The 5483-nt window shown below is 43.2% G+C and carries 7 protein-coding genes; 2 read left to right on the forward strand and 5 right to left on the reverse strand.

Going from position 1 to position 5483, the window contains the following annotated elements:
* Both QVO88_RS07810 and QVO88_RS07815 read right to left on the reverse strand, forming a co-directional pair.
* The coding region (locus QVO88_RS07810; RefSeq protein WP_288177892.1) for a GTPase at positions 1 to 515 on the reverse strand (515 nt) is incomplete at its 3' end.
* Complete coding sequence (locus tag QVO88_RS07815; RefSeq protein WP_022287938.1) at positions 515 to 1768, reverse strand: GTPase; 1254 nt, start codon at positions 1766 to 1768, stop codon at positions 515 to 517. The genes QVO88_RS07815 and QVO88_RS07810, both read right to left, overlap by 1 nt.
* 335 nt (positions 1769 to 2103) lie before the next feature.
* Here QVO88_RS07815 and QVO88_RS07820 point away from each other — a divergent pair, with 335 nt between their 5' ends.
* Positions 2104 to 2424: a helix-turn-helix domain-containing protein gene (locus tag QVO88_RS07820; RefSeq protein ID WP_118054467.1), complete on the forward strand. Its 321-nt coding sequence runs from the start codon at positions 2104 to 2106 to the stop codon at positions 2422 to 2424.
* 143 nt (positions 2425 to 2567) lie between these two features.
* Here QVO88_RS07820 and QVO88_RS07825 read toward each other — a convergent pair whose 3' ends face one another.
* Genes QVO88_RS07825 through QVO88_RS07835 form a run of 3 tightly spaced genes read right to left on the reverse strand, consistent with a single transcriptional unit; the run spans position 2568 to position 4952 of the window.
* Positions 2568 to 2885: a DUF960 domain-containing protein gene (locus tag QVO88_RS07825; RefSeq protein WP_022287940.1), complete on the reverse strand. Its 318-nt coding sequence runs from the start codon at positions 2883 to 2885 to the stop codon at positions 2568 to 2570.
* A gap of 10 nt (positions 2886 to 2895) precedes the next feature.
* Positions 2896 to 3837, reverse strand: a complete 942-nt coding sequence (locus tag QVO88_RS07830) for a glutamine amidotransferase (RefSeq protein ID WP_022287941.1) — start codon at positions 3835 to 3837, stop codon at positions 2896 to 2898.
* A 2-nt stretch (positions 3838 to 3839) separates the two neighbouring features.
* Positions 3840 to 4952, reverse strand: a complete 1113-nt coding sequence (locus QVO88_RS07835; protein WP_022287942.1) for an lIM zinc-binding protein — start codon at positions 4950 to 4952, stop codon at positions 3840 to 3842.
* 294 nt (positions 4953 to 5246) lie between these two features.
* Between QVO88_RS07835 and QVO88_RS07840 the strand changes: the two genes are divergently transcribed.
* Complete coding sequence (locus QVO88_RS07840; protein ID WP_022287944.1) at positions 5247 to 5420, forward strand: helix-turn-helix domain-containing protein; 174 nt, start codon at positions 5247 to 5249, stop codon at positions 5418 to 5420.
* The last annotated feature ends 63 nt before the right edge of the window (positions 5421 to 5483 follow it).

Here is a 5483-nt window from a genome sequence, read left to right on the forward strand (position 1 = left end):
AGCTTTTTCTCATAGTTGTTTACAAATATCACCGAGTCAGCCGAAACGCCGCCGTCTTCAACTATGCGCCTTTTCATGCGCTCCGCTCTGTCGTCGTTCTCAGATTTGCAGTGGGTTATCACAACGTTTACGTTGTTTTTCTCAGCTATAAGGTTGTTTATTATGCTTATCTCAAAATCTTCCACTCTGTCAGAGTCGGCGCTAAGGCAGTAGATTATGGTGCTGAACCATTCATTGATAGAGTGCTTGTCGTATTCTGCTACCTTTTCGATTATCTGCTTGTGCCATTCGTCCGCTTTATCGGGTTCAAGACCCCAGCTGTCGCATATCGAAAAAGATATTCGGTCGTTATCTTTCAGCTCGAAAGAATATTCGTGCAGGCCCTCCGCCGTTACGGGCTTTCCCGCACCCGTCTCCGCGACCTCTTCGCCAAATATGTAATTCAGCAGACTGCTTTTGCCAACGCCCGATTTGCCGGCTATCAGTATATTAGTTTTTATCTTGTCGCCTTCCATTATTTTCTTGCTCCTTTTTTCGTATCCTTGAACATATCAACTACAGCTTTTACTATTCTCTCTACAATTTTCTGATCCTTGCCCTTGCTGATCTCTTTCATTACCTTTTTCAGATTTTCAACAGTAAAGTAGTCGGAAATTTTGGTGATCATAAGGTCTTTCGAGCCGCCGTTCTCTATGCAGGCTTTAGTGTATTCCTCGCAGATCTTCGTTATCGCAACGCCGAGGGTAGCCGTAACAGTAGTTGCCACTGAAACATTTACCGTGGCTTTCGCCGCGCCGCCGACAAATGGGATCACCGAAAGCAGCTGAGAAGCCAGCGTTTTTCCTATATAAGAAACGAAGCCCGCTCCGGCTAAATTTTTCACAGCGCCCTTCATATCATTATCTATTCCGTAGCAGCTTAAAATATCCATCGCCATTTTTACCTGTATGCCCATAAGCGGTACCGAATCGGAAAGTGGCACGGGTACAAATGATGTAGCCGTAACAATACCTGCGGCTAAAGCCGCGTATTTCGGTATCTTGTGCTTTATCATCATTTCTGCCATTTGACCCTGCGCTTTTTTGAGCGACGGGATAAAGCTTTCTCTGAGGTAATCGTCAAGATTATGATGTGCCCAGCTGTTTATCTCAGATTTCTGCACATACTCGTCGCCAAGATCGCTGTTAGTAGAATAGGTAAACACCTCAACGCCGTTTATCCTATTGCGTTTTCCGGCATCGCCGACAGCGTCCTTTATCTGAGCGACTTCGTTCTCGTCAAGATTATCCACCTTTGTAATAATAACGCACACGGGGATATTTCTCGCCTGTATGTCTTTTATCAGCCTTTCATCGAGATCCATGAAGCGGTTATTTATGCAGTACCAAACCTCGTGGATGTGCATACCCAAATCCGCAGGATAATTATTTTTGCGTTCGTCGATAAGATCTATTATATTTTTGTAAAAAGCGCTGTTTTCCGGCGTAGACGAGCTTTCTACCTCGTAGCCTTCAGTGTCGAACAGGGTAATGCTCTTTGAATGATACTCGTGTATGCCCCTTGTCTGCGGCTTTCCGCTGCTTCCGACAGGCGCGGCGCTATCCTTATCAAACTCGAAGAAGTCGTTTATAAGGCTGCTTTTGCCAACGCCGGTAGCTCCGCACACTATGATATTGATATTTTTTGAAGCATTTTCCTTTACTTCTTCATAGCACTTATCATAGTCAAAGTTTTTTACGTCAAATTTCTTGTTGATGTTTTCGTTCATGTCAAAAACTCCTTTTCCTTATTGATTTGTCAATTATCAGCTATAACTGACATAATAATACGTTTTTGTATGTTAATTATAACACATTCTTTTTCACTTTTGTTAAGCTGGCTGCTTAGTATAACGTTTTCGTAAGATATTTTTTTATTTTAACAAAAAACATGACACAATCCGCTTCTTATACAAATATCGCATTATTTCAAATACTTTACATCATTATATCATATTATTTCACATATTTCAACCCCTTTATAGGAAAAATTCCGACATAATGCATAATGATATAGGATAAAATATTATATATGGGGGTGCAAATAATGTACGAAAACAAATTCATGTATGACAATAATTTTGCTTTGAGGCTCTCAAAACTTCGCACACAGAAAGGTGTTTCCGCAAGGGATATGAGCTTATCTATTGGACAGAACGCAGGGTATATAAACAATATCGAAACAGGAAAAGCCCTGCCCTCTATGACCTCTTTCTTTTATATCTGCGAGTATCTGGACATTACGCCGCAGGAGTTTTTCGATGCCGACGCCGAGCAGCCAAAAGAGCTAAGTAAGCTTATCTCTGACCTGAAAAAGCTCAACAAAAGGCAGCTGGAGAACATTGCTGATATTGTTAACGATCTGGCTAATGGGAATAGGCGGTGAAAGGGGAAAAGGTAAATTTGTACGTCTGCCACATAGACAAGACCGACACTTTGAAGCATGATTATAAGGTAAATAGGTACAGGAGAGGTGAGTTCAGGGCAAAAAAATCACAGCCCCCTCGAAAGCTGTGATTCCTTTTCAACTCAATACTCCTCCGCCAACAGCAGCGTAATATGATCCACATCGTCGATCATATACGCCCTGCCGTTTACCTCCACGTCGGTCGGTATGAAATATTCAAGCTTAGCCTCGGAGCATTCCTGCATATGATAAATGTGCAGGAATTTTTTCTGCCCTTTGACCTCTGTCACTATCTCGAAAATTTGCAGATAATCAAGCTGTCCGCTGACCTTTTCTCGCATTTGCTCTACGGCTGAAAATAACGCCACTTGCAATTCAATAGGGAAGTTTTCTGCCACGCCGCTTGTGACGTATCTGCTTCCGCTGAATGTGTATGCCATAAAATACCTCCTAATAATATTCCCCCACCAGCACCCTAGCCTCCTCGATACACTCCCTCAACATACTCCTGTCGCAAAGCATACCCTCTATCTCTTCATCCGTGTAACCCATATCGTAAAGCAGCATAAGATCTTCCTGCGATACCCCGAACATTCCGCATATATCAAAAAGTTCATCATCGTCATAAGCGGGCTTTCTGTATCCATAATAGTTCCAGCCATAGCAAAATTCGTTCGGTACAAAGCTGCTTTTCTCAAAACGCCCACGCTTGTCAATGCTTATGATCTCGCCTTCCGTGACCTTTATCACTTCAAACGGCAGCTTTTCAAGGAAACTGCCTTTCAGCACGTTCTTCATAATGTCCTCGGTGGACGTGTAAACATACAGTCCTAATTGCTTGTAATGGATAAGGCAAAGCGGATTGTCGCCCTTTGCTATGAAAAGCTTATTCTTGTCGCTAAGTATCGTGAATACGAAAGAGCCTTCTACTGCCTCTGACATCTTTGCTATAGTCTTGAAGTCAAGTCTGCCGTATTTCTCAATAAGCTGTGCGGCAACGTAGCTGTCAGTTTCTATCTTGCTTTTCGGCAGATGTTCAGACTTTGCAAGCTGGCTGTCATTGTAAAGCACACCGTTGTGACATAAAGCAAAAGACCCGTCCGCAGTTTTGCCTGTGAACGGGTGGTTATTGTAAATGTACCTAGCGTCGCCTTGGGTAGTCATTCTCGTATGACCTGTGAGGATAACTGTGTCCTCAGGCACATAAAGCCTTACCTTGTGAGCAGGTTTTGCCCTCTTGAACACTTTAAGCTCGCCGTGTTTCACATACGCTATTCCCGTTGCATCCTTGCCCCTTACCTCAGACTCAACGGATAATCTGTTGATAAGTTCTTTCATCTCGCTCCTGCTGAGCGAACGTCTGTAATTTACAAATCCAAATATCGCACACATAGTTAATCCTCCTCGCTGACAGGCTCGTTAACATAGAGCCTTTTCTCTTTCAGATACCTGATAAGCTCTGTATATTCAGGCTTTATGCTAAGAACAAAATCCGCCCAGGATTGCTTGTTCATATCATCATCATTAAGGCATACTGCGTTTTGGCATATGCTGTCTACAAGTTCAAGCGTCGCTATAAAGCTGTTGAATTTTAGAGTGCCCCTGAACAGCCTTATCTCCACAGTATCAGCATTTGTTATGTTCACACAGGCATGTCTGCCCTTAGTGCTTTTCTTTGCCTTTTCAAGTATCTCTTTCGGCTTGTCATTGTAGCCGTGTCTTGCCGCCCAGCGGTCAACGCTGTATGCAGTACGCCGTGAGAACTTGAAAAGCTCGTTCCAATGGCTCTCGAAAAAGAACATTATTCTGCTTATGACTTCTTCCTGTTCCTCGTAGGAATATCCAAGCTGCTTTCGGCCTATATGGACGTGAAGTCCGCAGGTAGACGTATTATGCGAACGGTAGCCAAGGGAAAGCGCTTTTCTCACAATATCCTCCCACGGGAATTTCTTTCGATGAAAATCTATTGAGCAAGGGTGGCTGACAAGTTCCATTACCTCATCCAGCGAGCCGTCAGACTTTATGTAAAGCACTTCGTTCTGAACATTAGCTGTATCATATATCTTCTCCGCATTATCATCATATCTTCCTGCACCGTCTATCTCTAGTTCAACGCCGTAAAAACGCACGTTGTCTTCTTTCGGCAGTTTGTAGAACACTGGCTTAGGCTTGTAGTAATAATCGTTTATGTAGTCGCCGCTGTCACAGCAATCGTCATAACATTCACGGCAATAGGCGTTATCGCCGCGCCAGTACGTATCGTCGGAATGCACGATAGTTTCGCAGTTTGAACAGCGGTAGTAATGATTATCATAGCAATCTGTACAGAGGATAGTATTCTCATCGCTCACGGTATTCTGTTCGATACAGCGTTCGCCGCAATGGTCGCATACCACAGTTTCGTTATCGTAGCAATCCTGACAAAGTATCTCGTTTTCGACTTCATAGCATTCCGCCTCGTCCTCTAAAGCGCAGCCGCAAATGCTGCAATGGGTAAGTTCGCTCATTTTAAAACTCCTTTACAAAATACAAAAATTAAAGGCAGACCCGAGGCCTGCCTATGGTGTTCACTCGTCCTTTTCTGCGATGTAGGTGATGATCTCCTGCGCTATCTCCACCAGCACGCTGCCCACAAGCACGAGTATAACTTTAGCTTTGTTCATCGTAACGCCCTCCTTTCCGCATTTGCGTTACTTCATAAAGATGATGTATATTTGTAAAGATCAAGTTTCCGAAAAGTGCCGTACTAAACCGCAGAACATTAAGATAAACCGATATTTTTTTGAAAGGAATGATAAATTATGTTTGACAATATCCCCGATATACTTACCGCTAAAGAATGTCAGCAGCTTTTAAAGATAGGCAAAAACTCTATGCTTCGTTATCTTAAAACAGGGGAGATAGAGGGTTTCAAGATAGGCAGCAGGTGGAGGATTTACAAGTTTAGTGTTATTGAGTTTTTGAGGAAGAGGTGAAAAAAACAGCCGCCCCTGTACTGTGTTTTTTCAGTACAGGGGCGGGTGATTATCGTATATTCC

Origin of the sequence: Ruminococcus sp. CAG:57, from assembly GCF_000435935.1 — a bacterium.
Lineage (GTDB): Bacteria > Bacillota > Clostridia > Oscillospirales > Ruminococcaceae > Hominimerdicola > Hominimerdicola aceti.

Bases quoted from the DNA above. Each gene is read 5' to 3' on its own strand.
- QVO88_RS07835 (WP_022287942.1), bottom strand. From the start codon at position 4,952: ATGAGCGAACTTACCCATTGCAGCATTTGCGGCTGCGCTTTAGAGGAC.
- QVO88_RS07830 (WP_022287941.1), bottom strand. From the start codon at position 3,837: ATGTGTGCGATATTTGGATTTGTAAATTACAGACGTTCGCTCAGCAGG.
- QVO88_RS07815 (WP_022287938.1), bottom strand. From the start codon at position 1,768: ATGAACGAAAACATCAACAAGAAATTTGACGTAAAAAACTTTGACTAT.
- QVO88_RS07820 (WP_118054467.1), top strand. From the start codon at position 2,104: ATGTATGACAATAATTTTGCTTTGAGGCTCTCAAAACTTCGCACACAG.
- QVO88_RS07840 (WP_022287944.1), top strand. From the start codon at position 5,247: ATGTTTGACAATATCCCCGATATACTTACCGCTAAAGAATGTCAGCAG.
- QVO88_RS07825 (WP_022287940.1), bottom strand. From the start codon at position 2,885: ATGGCATACACATTCAGCGGAAGCAGATACGTCACAAGCGGCGTGGCA.